We start from the raw sequence: 18,507 nt of genomic DNA, 5'->3' as shown, positions 1-18,507 counted from the left end.
TTACTTATGTACATGATAGGATCTTTTTTTATCAGCACAGCAAATAGCCCCCATCCCTACGCCTGCTGCACAGACATAGGGACGAGAACTAATATTCCCGCGGTTCCACCCTACTTGATCGTATTGCAACTTAAAGTCACAATACCATCCACTTTTATTATTCCATTCATGCTCCTGAGTTGCCATTCCACGATTCTTCCACGCTAGGCTCTCACCATCCCCAGCTCGCTTTACTTCTTGAATCCATCATCGTGATAATCTCGATCAATGCATGTTATTTCTCATTTAGTATTACAATATATTAATGGATATTGTTCCATTCGTCAAATTTCATACTTGTCCATTTGGTCTAGGAAATTTCTTGATTTGAGCTTTAGACCCAGCTGGATGTCAATAAATGCTCTCATGATAAGCTTAAGTTCCACTTTTGTTTCTTGTTTCACATCAATATTTCCTAGTTGTCTTAGATCAAGTCGGGCAAAGATTCGTAACATCTTAAGTCCACGCGGAGAAATTTCCATAGCTTGTCGATCAAGGTGTCGACAAGCTCGACATAGCAATCCTCCAAGTTGTGGACTTATCCAATGTTCATCATCATCTTTGACCAGACCACAGGAGATACATGTATCTAACTCGGGAGCATAACCTGCAGTTTGTAATATCTTCATCTCATAAATATGGATAATAATTTCAAGATCTTTGCCGTCTTCCAAGGCGGCAAGACATGCCTTCAGTTGCTGAAACCAAAAGCTTCCCGTCTCCTCATCATGAACAACACGGTCTAACAGTTCACAAGCATATGATGCGTATGCAGCTTTATAGAGTTCGCCATGCAGACGGTAATGTGAAGTTATAATCTCGCCTGCATTTAATGTCCCTAAGCCTGTACCACTCCGAAAGAAAACATATTCGCCTAGCGTAAATAGCTGTGTCAATGCAGCATGTCGACTTTTCAATTTCTTAGCACCGCGAACAAGAACTCCTATTTTACCCGCGTTCTCGGTGCAAAGCGTAATGATCTTGTTACCCTCGCCGTAGTCCATGCTGCGGATGACGATTCCTTCCACCCTGTATAGCAAGCTTCTTCCCCCAACCATTCTCGAAGCAATCGATCATTCATTCTCTTCATAATCAACCTTCTCTTCTACCACATTGTCGGGAGATAACAATACTGAACTTGGAGTACTGCCTGCTTCTTTGAATAATAAATAAGCATCCACATCTCCAGTCATCGCAAAATACTTCCACGAAAAATCTCGCATACGTATTCATCCTTTCCTTGAGAAATGCATCTGCATCTTCAAATTTAGGATGTACGATGTACGTTCTTATATGTGTTGCAATTCCTCCCAACCCGAAACAAAGGTATTAGCTACCGCGATGAAAACCGAGGTCACGAAGAATACGATCCTGATTGCGCCAATCTTTTTTAACTTTAACCCATAATTCTAGATATATTTTGGAACCTAATAAATTCTGAATATCATGTCTTGCTAGCTGACCAATTTCTTTCAACAAGACACCTTGTTTGCCAATAATAATCCCTTTTTGTGAACTTCTCTCCACATAAATAACAGCCGAGATATGAACTACGCCATTATCTCTTACTTGCATATCTTCAATCGCCACTGCGATGGAATGCGGAATTTCTTCTCTTGTTAAATGTAGTATCTTTTCTCGAATCAATTCAGAGCAGACAAATTGTTCTGGATGGTCTGTAATTTGATCCGAAGGATAATATTGAGGTCCTTCTGGTAGATATCTTTCTAATTGTTCAAGCAAGGTATTCACATTATTCCCATTCTTAGCCGATACAGGGATAATCTCAGCGAAATCATATAGTTTACGATATCCCTCAATAAGTGGTAACAACGCTTCAGGCTCGATGCGATCAATTTTGTTTAACACAAGAATAATCGGCGTCGATACATTCTTCAGTTGCTCGACTATGTATCGATCCCCACCACCCATTCCCTCAGAAGCATCTACAAGAAAACAGACTGCTTCAACTTCACCCAACGTATTTAATGCCGTCTGATTCATGAAATCACCAAGCTTAGATTGGCGTTTGTGAATCCCCGGTGTATCCAAGAATACAATCTGCATTGTTTCTGTTGTGTATACACCATGAATTTTATTACGTGTTGTCTGTGGCTTGTCTGACATGATTGCAATTTTTTGCCCAATGACTTGATTCATTAATGTTGATTTCCCTACATTGGGTCTTCCGACTATCCCTATGAAGCCTGATTTGAACTTTGCCATTAATTTATTGTCCTCCTAATATATGTTACCTTTGTGTACCGACCACTACCATTAATTTATGTCCTAGTCCTTGCTGTTCTTCAGATCAGATGGACCAAAATAGCCTGGGAGCAACTCACTAACCGTTGTTTCAAGAACATCACCCTTCAAATTACCAAGAATGACTTTCATATGTGGATCGCATAATTCTACCATCACTTGACGACATACACCACAGGGAGCAATCGGATCTTCTGTATCTCCTATAACAGCTAACGCTTTAAAGCTACCTACTTGATGTCCATCTGCAATCGCCCGGAACATGGCTGTACGTTCAGCACAATTGGTAGGACCATAAGCAGCATTCTCAACGTTGCAACCATAATGGACTTGCCCTTTAGAATCTAAGAGAGCCGCACCTACCCCAAAATGCGAATAGGGAATATACGCTTTCTCTCTAGCTTTTAATGCTTCCGCCAGTAACTCCACCGAATTCATTTGGCAACCTCCTGCTCTACTCACAACAATTCAATAATCGGTCTATAAAATACAACTATTCCTACAACTACCGCAAAAACCGCAGTGATGAACACAGCTCCTGCGGCCGTATCTTTGGCGACTTTAGCCAAAGGGTGATGATCTATGGACACGAGATCTACTACAGCTTCTATCGCTGTATTAAACAGCTCTGCTGCGATGACCAATGTAATGGCTAGCAACAGAAACAACCATCTCATGGGTGATAGAGCGAATAGGCTGGCTAGCAACAGTACAATCACCGCTGCCACCCCATGTATCCTTATGTTCCTTTGCGTTCTCCATGCGTATATAATACCGTCCACAGCATAGCTAAACGAAGATCGTAGAGGTCCTTTTGCCATTAACGAGTCAATCCGACTTGAACCAACACAGCTTCTTGTTTGGCCATCATCTCATCCTCAGCAGCTTTATCTTGATGGTCATAGCCAAGCAAATGTAAGAAACCATGAACGAATAAAAAGCCGATTTCTCTATCTAATGAATGACCAAATTCTTCACTTTGTAGTTTCGCTCTAGTAACAGAAATAATAATATCACCTAGTACCTCTGGTATTCCTTCAAGCATGTCACCCTCTTCTGATCCATAGATAATTTCAAGTTCATCATCAAGAGAATCGTTCATTGCAAAAGAAAGTACATCCGTCGGTCGGTCGATACCACGATAATCTCGATTCAATTCATGAATCTGTTCATCATTCACGAAAGTTAAGGCCACTTCCCCATCCATGACACCTTCAGCTTCTCCGGCCTTCTGCAAGGCTTGTTCAAGCAATGTAATGAAAGAATCCTCTATCTCGTATTCCGTCTGCTCATTGTTCCAAGCCAGTTGTAGACTCATATGCTAAACACCCTTTCTATCCTCTTCGTCGAGCTTTTTCGTTACCTTCTTTATTTCTTCTGGATATTCAATACGAGAATGGAATATCCCCATAACACTTTCCTTCAGAGTCTTCCCAATGATATCAAGCTCTTTCATCGTCAGATCGCAGTCATTAAATTGATGATCATCCAAACGATTTTTGATGATTTTCTCAATCATGGTTTCTACTTGTTCTACCGTAGGATTGCGTAACGATCGTACTGCCGCCTCCACGCTATCCGCTATTCCCACAATGGCAGATTCCTTGGATTGCGCCTTGGGACCTGGATATCTAAAGTCAAGGTCCGTAAAATCAGGTTCTACACCTTGCTCTTCTGCTTTCTTTAATGCCTTGTGGTAGAAAAAATGTAGAAATGTTGTGCCATGATGTTGTTCAGCTATATCTCTAATTAACTTTGGCAACTTATATTCCTTAAGCATTTCAACGCCATCTCTAGCATGAGCAATGATAATCGATTTACTGAGTCTCGGGTCTAACAAGTCATGTGGATTCTCCATATGATTCTGATTCTCGATGAAATAGCTCGGACGCTTCGTCTTACCAATATCGTGATAATAGGAGCCTACTCTGCATAACAGACCATTTGCACCAATTGCTTCCGCAGCAGCTTCTGACAGATTGCCAACCATAACGCTATGGTGATACGTTCCTGGTGTTTCAGTAAGCAATTTACGAAGCAATGGATGCGTTGGACTAGAAAGTTCAACTAACTTCAAGGCTGATAAGATACCAAAGGTTACTTCGAAGAATGGCATCAACCCTATTACAAACACAGACGTTAACAATCCACCAATAAATGCAAATCCAATCGTATATAGTGTCTCCATGTCACTCCACTTAGCACCATCGATGAGGATCATAATGAATACTGTGATAGACCCAATCAGACTCACCATGATACCACCCTTTAAAAGGGTGGATCGTTGGCTTGCTTTGTGAATAACGGAGATTGCAACATATGAAACCGTCATTGTAAAAAAACCAAAGTGAAAATCAAAAATTTGAGTAGCATTGACATTTAATATAATGCTAGACAATATACTGAATATCATCGTACAAAAGAATGCCAGTGACATATCCATCAATAAGGTCACTAAGATGGCTCCCAATGCAACTGGGGCAAGATAGCCTACATAAGGATAATCACTGTTCTGAAGAATACTCACAAGATTCATAGACACAATGGTAATCATAAATATGAGGATTAGCATGAGCAACTGCGAGTTATTGTACTTATATTTATTCGTACTGGATTGACGGATAAACATATGTAATCCGAGCGTCAATAAGCACGACAACATCAATAACCCCAATTGTGGCCAATAATTCACTTCGTTCTTGAGCAATTTATTATCATTCAAAAGAGTATAGAGTTCTTCCGTAATGAGTTGTCCTTTGCTTACTAGAACATCCCCTTGCTTAATAAAGACTGTCTCCGTATTCTCACGAGCCTTCACTTGAGCTTCTTTGGTTGCTTCTTCATCAAAGAATTTGTTCGCTGTGAGTGTCATACGTGCGAGTTCCTGCACAACTTCACGAGGAATCTTATTGCGAAGAGGGCTTGTACTAACTAACTCAGCGACTTTAGCTCTAGCACTCTGTGCATCTATGATCTGATCATTACTTAGCCTAGAGACTATTTCTCGAGCAACAGGCTTCATCTCTTGAATGTCTTCACTCGTCAGCCTTGATATCTTAATAAATGTTTCTTCTGGAATGCGATACACTTGTTGACTGGTGACTTTAGCTATTTCGTCAAGAATTTTATCCGAATACGTCCCCGCGCCTCTACTAGTCTTCAAGAAATTCTCGATGAAATCCTCAGACCGTTGTGGTATTTCTTGTCTATAAATGGATACCTTATCTTGATTAGACACCTGATCATCTTGATTCAGTCTATCTATCCGATCAAGAATTTGGACGATCAATGTTTCATTACGAATAGGAATGATACTGTAAATAGGCTGTACTTGTTCAGCAGCTTTTTCTTGCGCTTTTAACGTCGCTTTACTATTCGGAATTTGTCCAGGCGCTGCAATTTCTTTCTCACTGTAAGATCCCAATCGAATATCATAACGTTCGGGAAGTACTTTCGGAGCAAGACTCACATAAATCAGCATGACAAGTAATAGAAACAAAGTATAGCGTGCAAGCACACTATACTTATAACTAATCTCTCGGAATGATGATAAGAATGATTTGCCTGTTGGATGTCCCTTCGGATTCATAGAGTCAATCCTCTCTATCCTTGGTTTTCTGCCGCTAGATCATAGGCAACTATAATTTTCTGAACTAATGAATGACGAACAACATCTGATTCTGAGAAATAAATAAATCCAATATCTTCGATGGATCCCAAAATCGCATCCGCTCCGACTAATCCAGAACTTTTACCTCTAGGCAGATCGATCTGCGTTATATCTCCTGTAATGACCATCTTGGAACCGAATCCAAGCCTAGTCAAGAACATTTTCATTTGAGCAGGTGTGGTGTTCTGTGCTTCATCTAGAATAATAAAAGCATCCTCAAGTGTACGTCCACGCATATAAGCAAGTGGGGCAATCTCGATCAATCCTCGTTCCAATGCCTTTGCCGTCTGGTCTGGACCCATTACATCGTATAATGCGTCATAAAGAGGTCGTAAATAGGGATCTACCTTCTCTTGTAGATCGCCAGGAAGAAATCCCAAATTCTCACCTGCCTCTACAGCTGGGCGTGTCAAGACAATACGTTTTACAGAACCTTCTTTAAGAGCCGCTACCGCTAATACTACCGCCAAATAAGTCTTACCTGTCCCTGCAGGACCAATTCCGAAAACGATATCACGTTTTTGAATGGTCGATACATACTTCTTTTGCCCAATGGTCTTTACTCGAATAGGTTTACCACGATAAGTCTTCGTTATTTCACCTTTGAACAAATCCAAAAGTTGGTCTGCTCTGAAGTCTTTGGCTAGATCTATGGCATACATAATGTCTCTTCCTGTTAAGACATAACCGTTACGTACCAATTGGAGTAATACATCAAATAAATGTTGAAGCTTCTGAACTTCAAGCTCTCCGCCACTTATCGTAATTTCAGATTCTCGCGAATCAATCTTGGCAGGAATTTGAGCTTCAATCATATTTAGAAAGGTATCCTGTGCACCAAAAATAGCTAATCCTTCAGCTGCGTTTTGAACTGATATCTTTGTGTTATATGTTTTCTCAGACAAATATGCTCATTCTCCTTGGCTATATACTATGGGTAACTCTTCCGTGATAAACTCCTCGACTTCAAAGAGTACTTTCATATAAACTTTACCATTCTCTTTGTTCTCATGCAAAACTTTTCGACTTATGATCTGTGTCCCACTACCATACTTAGCCATAATATCACGAATTGCACCATCTATTCCTTGCTTCTTCGCTTCCTCTATAGTTATTACTTCGTTTCTCACTTCAACTTCCATCACATGCTCTGTCATCCATCCTATGGGTAGTTTAGTTGATCTCCAAGTAAGTGGATCGTGTTCGGTTACTACATCATGATTCTCAAATAAGATCTTCCCATATCCCCACAATTGGATGCCACGATCACCAAGAACGAGATAACTTCTATTTTTGATTTCTCCCGTATAGATTTTATGTCTTTTCACTATAGGGACTTCAATTTTGTATTCATGCCATACCAGTCCCTTAACTTCTCCTTTAGCAACGACAGACTCGGAATTCTCAGCATCACCAAGAAATCCAGAAATTAAGATCTGTCCTTTTTTAACACGACTATTCTTTGATACAGTTGGACGACCTTGCTCAGAATAAATACTTGTAATGATTGCGTCTTTGGTGCTTATTAAATGTCTTGGGCTAAGTAGTGGTCCGGTATCAGGTATGCTCGATTCGACCACTTCTATCGTTATCGTTGTTCCTTGTCTATTCACACCAACCCAAGCGGTTCCAGGTAGTTGTCTATTCAATTGCTGCGATAGCTTGTCCAGATGCTTCATACGATAAACCCATTGTAGAGGATATATCCCCTCTTGTTTCGCGATCATAAGGACGTCTTCCTTAGCGATCTTCACATTACCTATGACTTTCACTTCCCACACGAGAGAAGAGAAGAGCAGTAACATTGCAAAGAAGAACATGAACCCTAATGCAAAAAAACGTCGTTTTTTCAAACGGATCATTTGAAATGGAAATCCAATTCTTCGATTTACATGTATACGACAGCCTGTCCTTTTCAAAATAGGCAACACTTCATAAAAGTCCTCTACTAACAACTTCATTTCAACGGTCTGAAATGAAGTTGGCTTCACATCCCACACGGGGATTCCGATGTCAGTCAAAGAATTTATGAATGATTCCACGTGACCCTGTCTTATTGTGACTTCAATGTACCCACGCCAATACGATAATGCTGGAATTTTCAATACTTCGCCCCCGCTCCTATGTACTTTATATTCATAATGACACCTTCAACATGTACTTCCTGGGATAAAATAGTTCGAATCATGAGTTCTGAACCCTCTATCTCAAGGTATCCTTCATGAAGGGATAGAATGAGTTGATTGGGCGAGAATTGGATCACGCTGAGATGATTCTCTATAAGAAGTTCCTTATTACCAATCATCGTTAATCTTGGTAAATTAAAGACAATATCTTGGGGTAAATCCAATTTCTTATAAGTCCAATTCCGAAGTTTGCTACTGATTCGGGTCATACGAAGGTCTTCCCCCTTCCTATTACTAATAACGATATGCGGAGAATATCTATTTTATGAGCATAATCCCATCCATTCTTAGCGGATATAACAACATCAATGTAACGCTCTGCATGTCCAAGGAGACGCTAGAACGCCCATCAGTCGTATCCGAAGCAATTATCCATGGAAATACACATAAGTGTTCCTTAGTGACTAGAATCGCTCGCTAACCGCTCGCTTGCGTTGATAGGGTGTGAAGCTAGTTATGTATATGTATGTTTTCATACAAAAAAGGATGCCTATAACCGTTATTCACGGTTATAGGCATCCTATCTAATGATTAGAATTCAGTTATTCTAAAGTCTTCGTCTTACGAATGCCTTTTTGGATCGTGGTGATCCTAATATTTCAGACCATATCAATCCATTGACCGCATGATTTGCTAAACCTTGAGCATTAGATTCTACCATTTCCTTGTCAGCGGAAGCATAAGCATCCCACTCATTCGGCTTTTCATCAGAAATCCGATCCAAGTTAGCATTCATACGTTGAATATCTTCTTGCATTCCTACATGTCTATGATCAGGAATATCCCTAGACACTTCATAGGTATTCGTCTCTGATTTATAGTCTTGATGGGAGGATTGTTCCTCTTCATATGGGAATCGATCGAGTTGTTCCCTGTTCGTATCGTTATCATATTCTCTCATCTCACTGGGGTGAGACGTACGTTCATCTTCACCACCAAATGTAGGCATATTTCTTGGGGTACCCTTCGCTTTACTATTCCCTTTATTCATAATCGAAGAAATGACACCAAATGCAATGACTAAGATCCAAATGATATTCATAGGTACATCATTCCCTACTTATTATTTTTTGGGAGTACCAGAGATATCTCCACCATCCCCCATTTTACCAATAGATCCTCTCATCTGAGTATCTGCCTCGACATTCTTAAAGTTCATATAATCCATTACACCAAGCTGCCCAGCACGGAACGCCTCTGCCATGGCCAGTGGTACGTCTGATTCAGCTTCTACAACCTTCGCTCTCATCTCAATTACGCGAGCTTTCATCTCTTGTTCTTGCGCTACTGCCATTGCACGACGTTCTTCCGCCTTAGCTTGAGCAATTCGCTTATCTGCTTCTGCTTGTTCTGTTTGCAAGTAAGCACCAATGTTCTTACCAATATCTATATCCGCGATGTCTATAGATAAGATTTCAAATGCCGTCCCTGAATCCAGACCTTTTGCAAGAACGGTCCGTGAAATCATATCCGGATTTTCTAATACATTCTTATGAGAATCACTCGAACCAACGGTAGTTACAATACCTTCACCAACACGAGCAATAATCGTCTCTTCACCCGCACCACCAACCAGACGATCAATATTTGCTCGTACGGTAACTTTAGCTTTAACTTTCACTTCAATCCCGTTTCTAGCTACCGCTGCAACAACAGGGGTCTCAATAACACGTGGATTAACACTCATCTGAACCGCTTGGAGCACATCACGACCCGCTAGATCAATAGCAGCTGCGCGTTCGAATTCCAAAGGAATATTCGCACGTTGTGCAGCAATTAGTGCATTAATAACACGGTCGACATTACCACCTGCAAGATAATGGCTTTCAAGTAGGTTTATATCAAGTCCTAGACCGGCTTTCGTAGCCTTAATCATCGGATTGACAATTCTACTCGGCGTTACACGACGAAGTCTCATAGCAACAAGTGTGATGATGCCTATGCGCACACCCGAAGATAGTGCAGCAATCCATAGCATAATTGGGAAAAAGCTAAAAAACACACTAAGTAAGATAATAATAACTACAGCAATCAAAAGCACAGAAATCATTGTTGGGTCCATAAATTTGTTATCCTCCATAAATCAATATTTATCACATCGAATACATATTGTTGTGATATGGCTTCCAAATAAAACACTATCCTTCTACTCTACAACAGATTCAACAACAATACGAGATCCTTCTACTTTTACGATATGAATCTTTGTATTTACAGCGATAAATTGTCCTTCGGTTACGACATCAACCCGTTCACCGTCCACAAGGATCGTTCCACTTGGTCGAAGGGTGGTCACGCTGATACCTTCTTTCCCAAGCAAAGTATCCTTACTTGCTGTAGGTATAAATCCATTCTCTTTTGACAACGTATCACTGAGAATGAATCTGTGCCATATTCCACGTTTCTTAAAGATCATAGCTACCGCGATAATGGCGATGATCGCACACACAATAGCAATACCTAACGACAACGCTACGTGTGAAGTACTGTATGCCGCGCGCACTACTCCAACAATAAGACTTATTGAACCTAATAATCCTAGTATACCAAAGCTTGGAATAAACAATTCAAGCACTAGGAACAAGATACCCGCAATAAAGAGGATCCATGTCTCCGAGCCGGCGAAACCTGCTACATAATTACCAAAGAAATAGAGCGTAAAGCCTAAGATTCCTAGAATACCAGGAATACCAAAGCCAGGAACGATCAATTCAATGACAACACCAGCGATTCCCATAAACAATAGTAATGTCATGACAATACGACTCGTTAGAAATTCAGCTAATTTCTCAGACGCTGTATGTTCAACACGGAACACATCATCTGTTGAATAATCCATAAATGTGATGACTTCATCCACTGTTTTGGCTGTATTCTCTGAATAACCTACTTTTAATGCCTGATCACTGGTAAGCGATATAATTTCTCCGGCCTTTTTTGTATAATCGATTTCTGGCATTTCTACAGTCATATTTACGTCTGACATACCTTCCGCAATCTTGCGATTACGACCGTTGATCTCAGCGGCACTACCCATTTTGGACTTCCAAAAAGACACCAGCTTCGGATCTTCAACATGTTTGCCTGTACCATCCACTAATGCAGCAGCACCAATCATACTTCCTGGAGCCATCATAATAGCATCTGCATTCAACGCAATATAACTTCCAGCTGAAGCAGCATTGCCACGAATATACGCTACCGTCTTAATTTCACTATCGCGAATCAATGTCCCTATCTCTTCTGCTGCGTCAATGCGTCCACCCGGTGTATTGATCTCAAGTACAATCAGAGATGCATTCATGCTCTTGGCTTCCATAAATCCGCGTTCCATGAACTTTTGTAATCCTCGTTCGATATTCTGATCGACAGGGATAACGTATACACTACCATGGTTACTGCTATCTTTTGAAGTTACTGCTGTTGCATGAACAACTTCTCCGAACACTGGAATCAGTTGTCCTACAAGTAATAAAGTTAAAACCAAAGAAAAACCAATCTTCTTTATCAACTTCATTGCCCATCCTCCCCCCTCAGTTCATGATTATCTCTATTCATTTCAGTGTAACCAACTATCTTAGTTATTACGTATATATGTGCATCTGGTTCCAACAAAAAAACACCCCCAAATAAAAGGGATGTTCTTGTATGTTTATTGCAGAAATTGTTGAACCACTTGATTCACGAGTTTGCCGTCAGCGAGTCCCTTTACCTTGGGCATTAGGGCACTCATCAACTTCCCCATCTCGGCTTTCGAAGAAGCACCGGTTTCATGGATGGTCTGCTGTACAATAACTTTAATTTCCTCTTCAGATAGCTGTGTGGGAAGATACTGGCCGACTATCTCGATTTCTGCCTTAGCACTTGCGACAAGATCGTCGCGGCCTGCTTTTTCAAATTCTTGGAGGGCATCTTTGCGCTGTTTGATTTCACGACCTAAGATATCAAGCACTTCGGAATCATCCAAAGTTCTTTTTAGATCTATTTCAAGATTCATGATTGTCGAACGAATCATTCTAATAGTAGATAGTTTGAATTTGTCGCGACTTCTCATTGCTTGTTTCATGTCTTCGTTCAATCGCTCGCTAAGATTCATATATGTTAAATCCTCCTAGAACTTTCTCTTACGAGCAGCCTCAGACTTTAGCTTGCGTTTCACGCTTGGTTTTTCAAAATGCTTACGTTTCTTCACCTCAGCTAATACGCCATCTTTAGCGATGGAACGTTTAAAGCGACGAAGTGCAGCCTCGATTGTCTCATTCTTACGAACTTTCGTTTCAGACACCAGTTTTCCCTCCCTCCGACCAGACCGTCCAAGAGTAATAACACGGTTCATCAACATTTATTATAGGTGAAAGTGAAATAGGGTGTCAACCTTCCAACTTTATTTCATGAAAAAATTCCAATCACGACATGGAATGACATTACTGATGAGATTTAGAAATACCCGTTAAAGCCCCTAATCTCGCTCCACCGAGCAAATGATAATGTAGATGGTGTACCGATTGTTCCCCATCAGAACCACAGTTATTTATAAGTCTATAACCCGTATTAGAAATACCTAGTTCTTCTGCTACTTGTTGTGCAACTTGATGCATTTCACCAATTAGTGGAAGATCCTCCATAAGAACTTCATTCATGGACGGGATATGTTTTTTAGGGATGATAAGTACATGTGTCGGTGCTGCTGGTGTAATATCGTGAAACACAAATATATTGTCGTTCTCAAATACTTTGTTCGAAGGAATGCTACCCTCGACTATTTTACAAAATAAACAATCCACTACATTCACCCCTTTCTAATATGGAGAGCCAGACATCATCATGCCTTGTCCAACTTTAAATATACCATGCGTTAACATCTCTTGCCAATCACTCAAGAGCAACGCCATCCGCAAAAACCCAATGTAATACAAAAGGTACCCTAATCATCACAATTGTGATCATTGAGGTACCCTGTAGTTATCATATGAATAATCAGAAATAAGGTAATAAAGCCAGCGTGCCAAGCAATGCTAACGGTAGAACTACACGATTAAATCTTCGTCTACCATATGGATTGTACCCATATCCAGGTCCATACCCATAGCCAGGTCCAGGTGCTGGTGCAGGGTAATATCCGGGGATAAATGCTCTTGAATCCAAGCCCGGATAACCGCCAGAAGCCCAAGATTGGCCTCCACAGCCACATGACTGAGCACTTCCGTTGCCATAACCATGCTCTGGTCCATAACTGGCGGGTTGTACATTAGGCTCGTTACTATAACCTGCCAAGGGCGAAATGTTCTCCATCGATTCATGATTCATTTCATGACCTACAGGTACAGCTAAATACAGTTGTTCATCGTCTACATGCTCAATAAATCCATCAAATGTTCTTCCATCCACAATCATTACTCTCACATAACGATGCATGTGTTGATGACAAGTTTGTTTAGGGTCTACTTTTTCCATCCGCTCTATTCCTCCTAAATATTCCATGATCTACTGTCATCATATTCAAGTCTAGGCGAATGGATACTTATATTATTATTTAATCATTTCTAACAAAAAGACAAAAAAAAGAAGAAGCACCTAGTCAGCTTGTATAAGCTGCTTAACGTCCGGACCTATGTTAAGGAATTATTCCATTCCATAAGTCCGCCGAGGTACTTCTTAAGAGATGTCGGTTATTAACTGTATTATAACAACACGATGTATCTGTTACTGTGACGAGTATCACATTTATTGTTGTTTTACATATTTTCCACTACTAATCGTGAACCAGCCCCTGCATTCTCCGCTGGAAGAACGACCAGTTTACGCGGCAATCGCGCTCTAAGTTCGGGTACATGACTAATAATTCCCACGGATAAATGATCGTTATGAAGCCGTTCTAACGATGTGATCACCATTTCAAGGAGCTCTGGATCTAGTGTTCCAAACCCCTCATCCAAGAAGAAGAATTGTAAAGGATATTGACCACGCAGTTGGATTTGGGCGGACAAGGCAAGAGCTAAGGAGAGTGATGTTAGAAATGTCTCTCCACCGGATAATGTCGACACAGGACGGCGTATCCCGCCGTTCGCATCATCGCGAATAACAAATCCCCCTGCTGAGTCCACTTCTAGCGCATAACGTTGTCTGGTGAGGAATAGAAGTCGCTGTGAAGCAGCCTGACTCACTTGCATCAACTGTTCTTCTGCAATATATTCCACAAACGCATTGCCTCGCAAACACGACTGCAGTTTGGAGAGTTGATCTCCATTCATCTGTCCTTCTGTACGTTCTTTCTCTAATTCCATCCATCTAGAATGTCGAGTAATGACATCTTCCAAATCACGTTCTGCTCTAGCTTTTAATTGAAGAGCAGCTTCGTCGGCTTGTCTACTTTCTTCCAATGATGTTTTACATATCTCCCAATCTTCTAGTGATAATGATTGTCCTGACAGCCTATCGACGACATGGGCAAGCTGTAGCTTCACTTCCCTTTCTTGGTCACGGTGTGCTGTGATCTTCTCCGTATATTTCTTCTCTTCTTCGGGATGAATACAACATCCCATCACTTCTTCAGCACTTGATAAAATAGATTGAGCTAACATTTGCTCCCAACGTGTTAATGCAGCTTTATAATGCTCGACAGCCGAATCAAGTGCTTGCTGTGCTATAACAGCATCTTTGATTGCTTCATGCTTCTTTTCTTCCGCATTGCGTCTTGCTTGAGAGGATTGTTCTGATGCTTGTCTTAATACAGCTAATTGCTGAACACATTCCTCGAGTAAGCCTTCAGCCGAATTCTTTCCTACTAAAGTAAAGAGTCTCTCTTCTTGTTGCATCAGTTGTTCATGCTTACCTTCCCACTGCGTATTCCATTGAATATAACTCTTGTCTAATTCACTGATTTGCTGTTCAATTGACCGTACCATTTCTCCCTTTTGATCTATAAAAGGAATACTGATTTCAATACGCTCCTTGATGGTTTCAACTTCAGCATCCTTTTTCTGCATCCATTCAAATCTCTTTTCCAATTCTAACATTGGGAGATCGGGATATTGTTCCTGCCAATCCGCTAGTAACTTTGATAAATCTTCACTTATGCGTTCAAGTTTCTTAGTTGTTTCCGCGTGAATATTCTTTAGAGCATCTATGTCAGCCATATATTTCATATGTTGCTGTTGACGCTTAATATCATTCTCTTTCATCAAGATAATATCTTGCTTCAGAGTTGTAGTCTTACGCTTGCATTCTTGCAATGTCTCTTTCAACTGGCGGACCTTATCGCCCCACAGCTGTTCAGAGAATACCGTGATTTCTTGATTACTACTCTTGGATAGTTCCGGAACTTCCATTGTCAGCAAGTCATATTCATCTGGTAACGGTGCCCCTACTTGTTCCATCATTGTTCGAGTTTCTAACAAGAGCTGGCGAATTTCTAAGCGATCGTCTTGAAGCTTCGTATCTATCTGTTGAAGAACCACCTTTTGTTCCTTCAATCTTACTAGTTCCTCACCATCATTCATCATGACGACCGGATGTGGATGTTGTTCAGAACCACACACAGGGCAAGGGTGTCCATCGTGTAGCTGTGTAACCAATCTTACGGATAGTTCATGCGTCTCAAGTTCAACGATCTGAGTGGTGACTTCTCGCTCGTCTGAGCACAATCTGCTTATCTCCTGATTAATCCACTTATACTGTTCATGGAGCATATCTATATGAGAAGTTATTTGATCCATAAGATGCGTATGTTGATGCTTGTTCTTCAATACATCCTGTTCGGATTTACGTAACTTGGAACTCATTTCAGCGAGCGTATGAACCTGTATTTCATATTCTTTCGAGATCATTTGATGTTGCTCTTCACTCGATTGGATAACATGTTTACGCTGTATGGCTTGATGAATCAGCGCTCGATCTTGTGATCGCGTCTCTAATGATTTTAAGCTTAGTTGCAATTCAGCTTGTTTCTTTTGACCTTTCGATAGGAGTTCCTTTTCTTTCAGAAGTTGTTCCTGTAGATCAGATCTCGATCGTGAAGCATTCGTTCTCATAACATCTAAGTTATGACACTCATTGCGCAGTGTATCACGTTCCTGTTGCAGCTTCACCGCTTGTTCCAATTGATCTTGTCTAGTTAGCAACTTAGGTTCTTCTATCGATCCTTTTAATTTCGCAGCATCATCGACTTCTATAGCACAAAGTGAAACTTGTTCCGCTTCTTGTTGCTTCGTCCGTAACCGTATAGCACTTGACTCACGGCTCAGATATGCTTCTTTATTCTCTTTCATCTGAGTGAGTATTGGTAATAACTGCTGCGCAACGCTTGCCTTAGACAACCTATCCTCTAATACTTTCACTTCATTCTCGAAAGACGCCAGCTGCAATAATTGTTCGTGTCTGAGATCACGTTCCATTTGCCATTCCCATACTTTCATCAACCGCTCCGCTTGCATACTCATCTCTTGTAGTCTAAGACGAGAAGTTTCTGCATGAACGACCGCCTCAGCACGCCGGTTCTGAGTTTGTTCTAGCGCATCTTTACTGGCATTCCCCAGTCCTTGCTGCTCGGCTTCAATATTTCGAAGCATGGCTTCATTCTCTTTGACCCGTCGACTCAGTTTCTGACCTAATTGATCCCCGTATTGCTCTAGATGAAATAGCCGTTGCAACATTTGTCTTCTTTCCGTACCCTTTAATGCTAGGAACTCGGCAAATTTGCCTTGTGGTAGCACAACTGCGCGTGTGAAGTCATCCATCTTCAGTCCAATCTTCTCTTCTACACACCGCGTCACTTCAGCTAGCTTATCTGCCATAACGACATCTCCCTCAGGAGTAACTTCAATGAATCGACTGATCGTATTACTAATGGATAATTCATTCACTCGCTTAAATCGACGTTCAACTCGATATTGTTGTGCACCCTCAGATGACATCAATTCAAATGTAAAAGATACAAATAATGCATCTTCTGAATGATTCATAATTCCTTGTGTACCATTAACTGCTCTTTCCACTTTCCCGTACAACGATAATGTAATGGCGTCAAGCAAAGTTGATTTACCACTGCCTGTCGGACCAAAGATACCGAACAACCCCATCTGTGTTAGGTCATCGAAATCAATTTGTTGCATTTCACGATAACTTTGTAGACCAGATAGCTTTAGCGTGATCGGCTTCATGAGGCATCTCCTTCTTCCGAAACGGTATTATTCTCAACCACAAGTTCGAGGAACAATTGTACAAGTCCATCATCAGGCTCTGCGCCACCTGTTTGTCGTTGATAGAACTTACGGAATATTTCATGTAATGGTAAGCGTGACCGCTCAATCTCTAACTCCATCGTTTCCATTTCTGGATAGATGGGACGGATATGTACCAATCCTTCGCGACTCTTCCGTAATCTTTGAATCTCGCCCAGAGATAAGGCATCGGTTAATGATATTTCCAGATCGATAAAAGCACGCGCATCTAGATCCTCATCCAACCAACGGTATACTTCTTCCAAACCTCCCTTTGCCTTCCAGCGCACTAAAGGTCGACCACAAGATAGGAATAATTCTGTAAGTACCGGCTGTTCTCCAGGGGATATATCTAGCATCGTCACCGATTTCGCTTGACCCGCTTCAGAGAAGCTATATGCAAGTGGCGATCCACTATAGCGAATCATCCCGTCACCTTTAACCGCTTGTGCCCTATGAAGATGTCCAAGAGCTGTATATTGCGCACCTATGGATAGCGAGGATGGATCAACGGTGTATGCTCCACCAACCTGAATAGGCCGCTCTGAATCTGATTCGACTCCCCCTAAGACATAAATATGGCTCATGGCTATGTTAATGGTTTGAGGTGTGAATTCTCGCGCTAACATACCCATAAGTTGGCCAACACGAGCACTATAAGCATGACGCAAATCATCTTCATTTCCTTCGGTTATTAACAATTCGTTCAAACGAGCTTCAGATGGATAAGGAAGCGCGGCGATCTTAGCCACTTCTCCCGTTCGAGTGGAATGAACAGTTATAGCATTAGCACTTGGAAGTCCAACCAATGTAATACCTTGACGCGATACTAACGGTGATACGGACGATACTCGCTCTGGTTGATCATGATTACCTGCTATAATAACAAGTGGTCGACCATTCGCACTTAATCTTGCTGCAGCTTCATAGAACAATTGCTCTGCCGCAGCTGGTGGATTAACAGAATCATACACATCCCCGGCCATCAAGATGAGATCTGCCTGCTGTTCATCCGCCATTCTTACCAATTCATCTACGAAATCCTCTTGCTCTTTCAAGCGACTACGCCCTTCCAATGTACGGCCAAAATGCCAATCACCTGTATGCAATATACGCATGTTATCCCTCC

The 18,507-nt window shown here is 41.2% G+C and carries 20 protein-coding genes; all 20 read right to left on the bottom strand.

Annotated features, from left to right (window positions below; all coding sequences use genetic code 11):
* Window positions 1-186 (bottom strand): hypothetical protein, encoded by a 186-nt coding sequence (locus ACH8E3_RS02840; protein WP_458631083.1) that lies wholly within the window; start codon window positions 184-186, stop codon window positions 1-3.
* 137 nt (window positions 187-323) lie between these two features.
* Window positions 324-1,079, bottom strand: coding sequence for a DNA repair protein RecO (recO, locus tag ACH8E3_RS02835; protein WP_458631082.1), 756 nt, complete (start codon window positions 1,077-1,079; stop codon window positions 324-326).
* Window positions 1,080-1,112: 33 nt separating this feature from the next.
* Window positions 1,113-1,262, bottom strand: a complete 150-nt coding sequence (locus ACH8E3_RS02830) for a YqzL family protein (protein WP_458631081.1) — start codon at window positions 1,260-1,262, stop codon at window positions 1,113-1,115.
* A 106-nt stretch (window positions 1,263-1,368) separates the two neighbouring features.
* Window positions 1,369-2,265: a GTPase Era gene (gene era / locus ACH8E3_RS02825; RefSeq protein WP_458631080.1), complete on the bottom strand. Its 897-nt coding sequence runs from the start codon at window positions 2,263-2,265 to the stop codon at window positions 1,369-1,371.
* A gap of 63 nt (window positions 2,266-2,328) precedes the next feature.
* Entirely contained in the window at window positions 2,329-2,742 is a 414-nt protein-coding gene (locus ACH8E3_RS02820; protein ID WP_458631079.1) for a cytidine deaminase, read from the bottom strand.
* A gap of 20 nt (window positions 2,743-2,762) precedes the next feature.
* Complete coding sequence (locus ACH8E3_RS02815; protein ID WP_458631078.1) at window positions 2,763-3,125, bottom strand: diacylglycerol kinase family protein; 363 nt, start codon at window positions 3,123-3,125, stop codon at window positions 2,763-2,765.
* Window positions 3,125-3,622 (bottom strand): rRNA maturation RNase YbeY, encoded by a 498-nt coding sequence (gene ybeY / locus ACH8E3_RS02810; RefSeq protein ID WP_458631077.1) that lies wholly within the window; start codon window positions 3,620-3,622, stop codon window positions 3,125-3,127. The genes ACH8E3_RS02815 and ybeY overlap by 1 nt, the downstream gene beginning before the upstream one ends.
* 3 nt (window positions 3,623-3,625) lie before the next feature.
* A complete protein-coding gene (locus ACH8E3_RS02805; protein WP_458631076.1) occupies window positions 3,626-5,893 on the bottom strand; it encodes an HD family phosphohydrolase in 2,268 nt (755 codons plus the stop codon).
* Window positions 5,894-5,907: 14 nt separating this feature from the next.
* A complete protein-coding gene (locus tag ACH8E3_RS02800) occupies window positions 5,908-6,879 on the bottom strand; it encodes a PhoH family protein (protein ID WP_458631075.1) in 972 nt (323 codons plus the stop codon).
* Between the two features lie 6 nt (window positions 6,880-6,885).
* Window positions 6,886-8,079, bottom strand: a complete 1,194-nt coding sequence (yqfD, locus tag ACH8E3_RS02795; protein WP_458631074.1) for a sporulation protein YqfD — start codon at window positions 8,077-8,079, stop codon at window positions 6,886-6,888.
* Window positions 8,076-8,369: a sporulation protein YqfC gene (yqfC, locus tag ACH8E3_RS02790; RefSeq protein WP_458631073.1), complete on the bottom strand. Its 294-nt coding sequence runs from the start codon at window positions 8,367-8,369 to the stop codon at window positions 8,076-8,078. Before yqfC ends, yqfD begins: the two co-directional genes overlap by 4 nt.
* 338 nt (window positions 8,370-8,707) lie before the next feature.
* A complete protein-coding gene (locus ACH8E3_RS02785; RefSeq protein ID WP_458631072.1) occupies window positions 8,708-9,202 on the bottom strand; it encodes a hypothetical protein in 495 nt (164 codons plus the stop codon).
* A gap of 21 nt (window positions 9,203-9,223) precedes the next feature.
* Window positions 9,224-10,222, bottom strand: a complete 999-nt coding sequence (floA, locus tag ACH8E3_RS02780) for a flotillin-like protein FloA (RefSeq protein WP_458631071.1) — start codon at window positions 10,220-10,222, stop codon at window positions 9,224-9,226.
* An 84-nt stretch (window positions 10,223-10,306) separates the two neighbouring features.
* Complete coding sequence (locus ACH8E3_RS02775; RefSeq protein WP_458631070.1) at window positions 10,307-11,677, bottom strand: NfeD family protein; 1,371 nt, start codon at window positions 11,675-11,677, stop codon at window positions 10,307-10,309.
* 135 nt (window positions 11,678-11,812) lie between these two features.
* Window positions 11,813-12,256, bottom strand: a complete 444-nt coding sequence (locus ACH8E3_RS02770; RefSeq protein ID WP_458631069.1) for a GatB/YqeY domain-containing protein — start codon at window positions 12,254-12,256, stop codon at window positions 11,813-11,815.
* Between the two features lie 15 nt (window positions 12,257-12,271).
* On the bottom strand, window positions 12,272-12,445 hold the full coding sequence (rpsU, locus tag ACH8E3_RS02765) for a 30S ribosomal protein S21 (protein ID WP_458631068.1): 174 nt from the start codon (window positions 12,443-12,445) through the stop codon (window positions 12,272-12,274).
* A 139-nt stretch (window positions 12,446-12,584) separates the two neighbouring features.
* Complete coding sequence (locus tag ACH8E3_RS02760; RefSeq protein WP_458631067.1) at window positions 12,585-12,944, bottom strand: histidine triad nucleotide-binding protein; 360 nt, start codon at window positions 12,942-12,944, stop codon at window positions 12,585-12,587.
* Window positions 12,945-13,137: 193 nt separating this feature from the next.
* The gene (locus ACH8E3_RS02755; RefSeq protein WP_458631066.1) at window positions 13,138-13,614 is read right to left on the bottom strand and encodes a hypothetical protein; all 477 of its coding nucleotides are present in this window, start codon (window positions 13,612-13,614) and stop codon (window positions 13,138-13,140) included.
* Window positions 13,615-13,895: 281 nt separating this feature from the next.
* The gene (locus ACH8E3_RS02750; RefSeq protein ID WP_458631065.1) at window positions 13,896-17,318 is read right to left on the bottom strand and encodes an AAA family ATPase; all 3,423 of its coding nucleotides are present in this window, start codon (window positions 17,316-17,318) and stop codon (window positions 13,896-13,898) included.
* Entirely contained in the window at window positions 17,315-18,496 is a 1,182-nt protein-coding gene (locus tag ACH8E3_RS02745; protein ID WP_458631064.1) for an exonuclease SbcCD subunit D, read from the bottom strand. Before ACH8E3_RS02745 ends, ACH8E3_RS02750 begins: the two co-directional genes overlap by 4 nt.
* Between the last annotated feature and the right edge of the window lie 11 nt (window positions 18,497-18,507).

The organism is Paenibacillus sp. CMAA1364 (assembly GCF_054373195.1).
The sequence above is the reverse complement of the archived record's forward strand: the minus strand, read 5'-3'. Positions and strand labels throughout refer to the sequence as shown.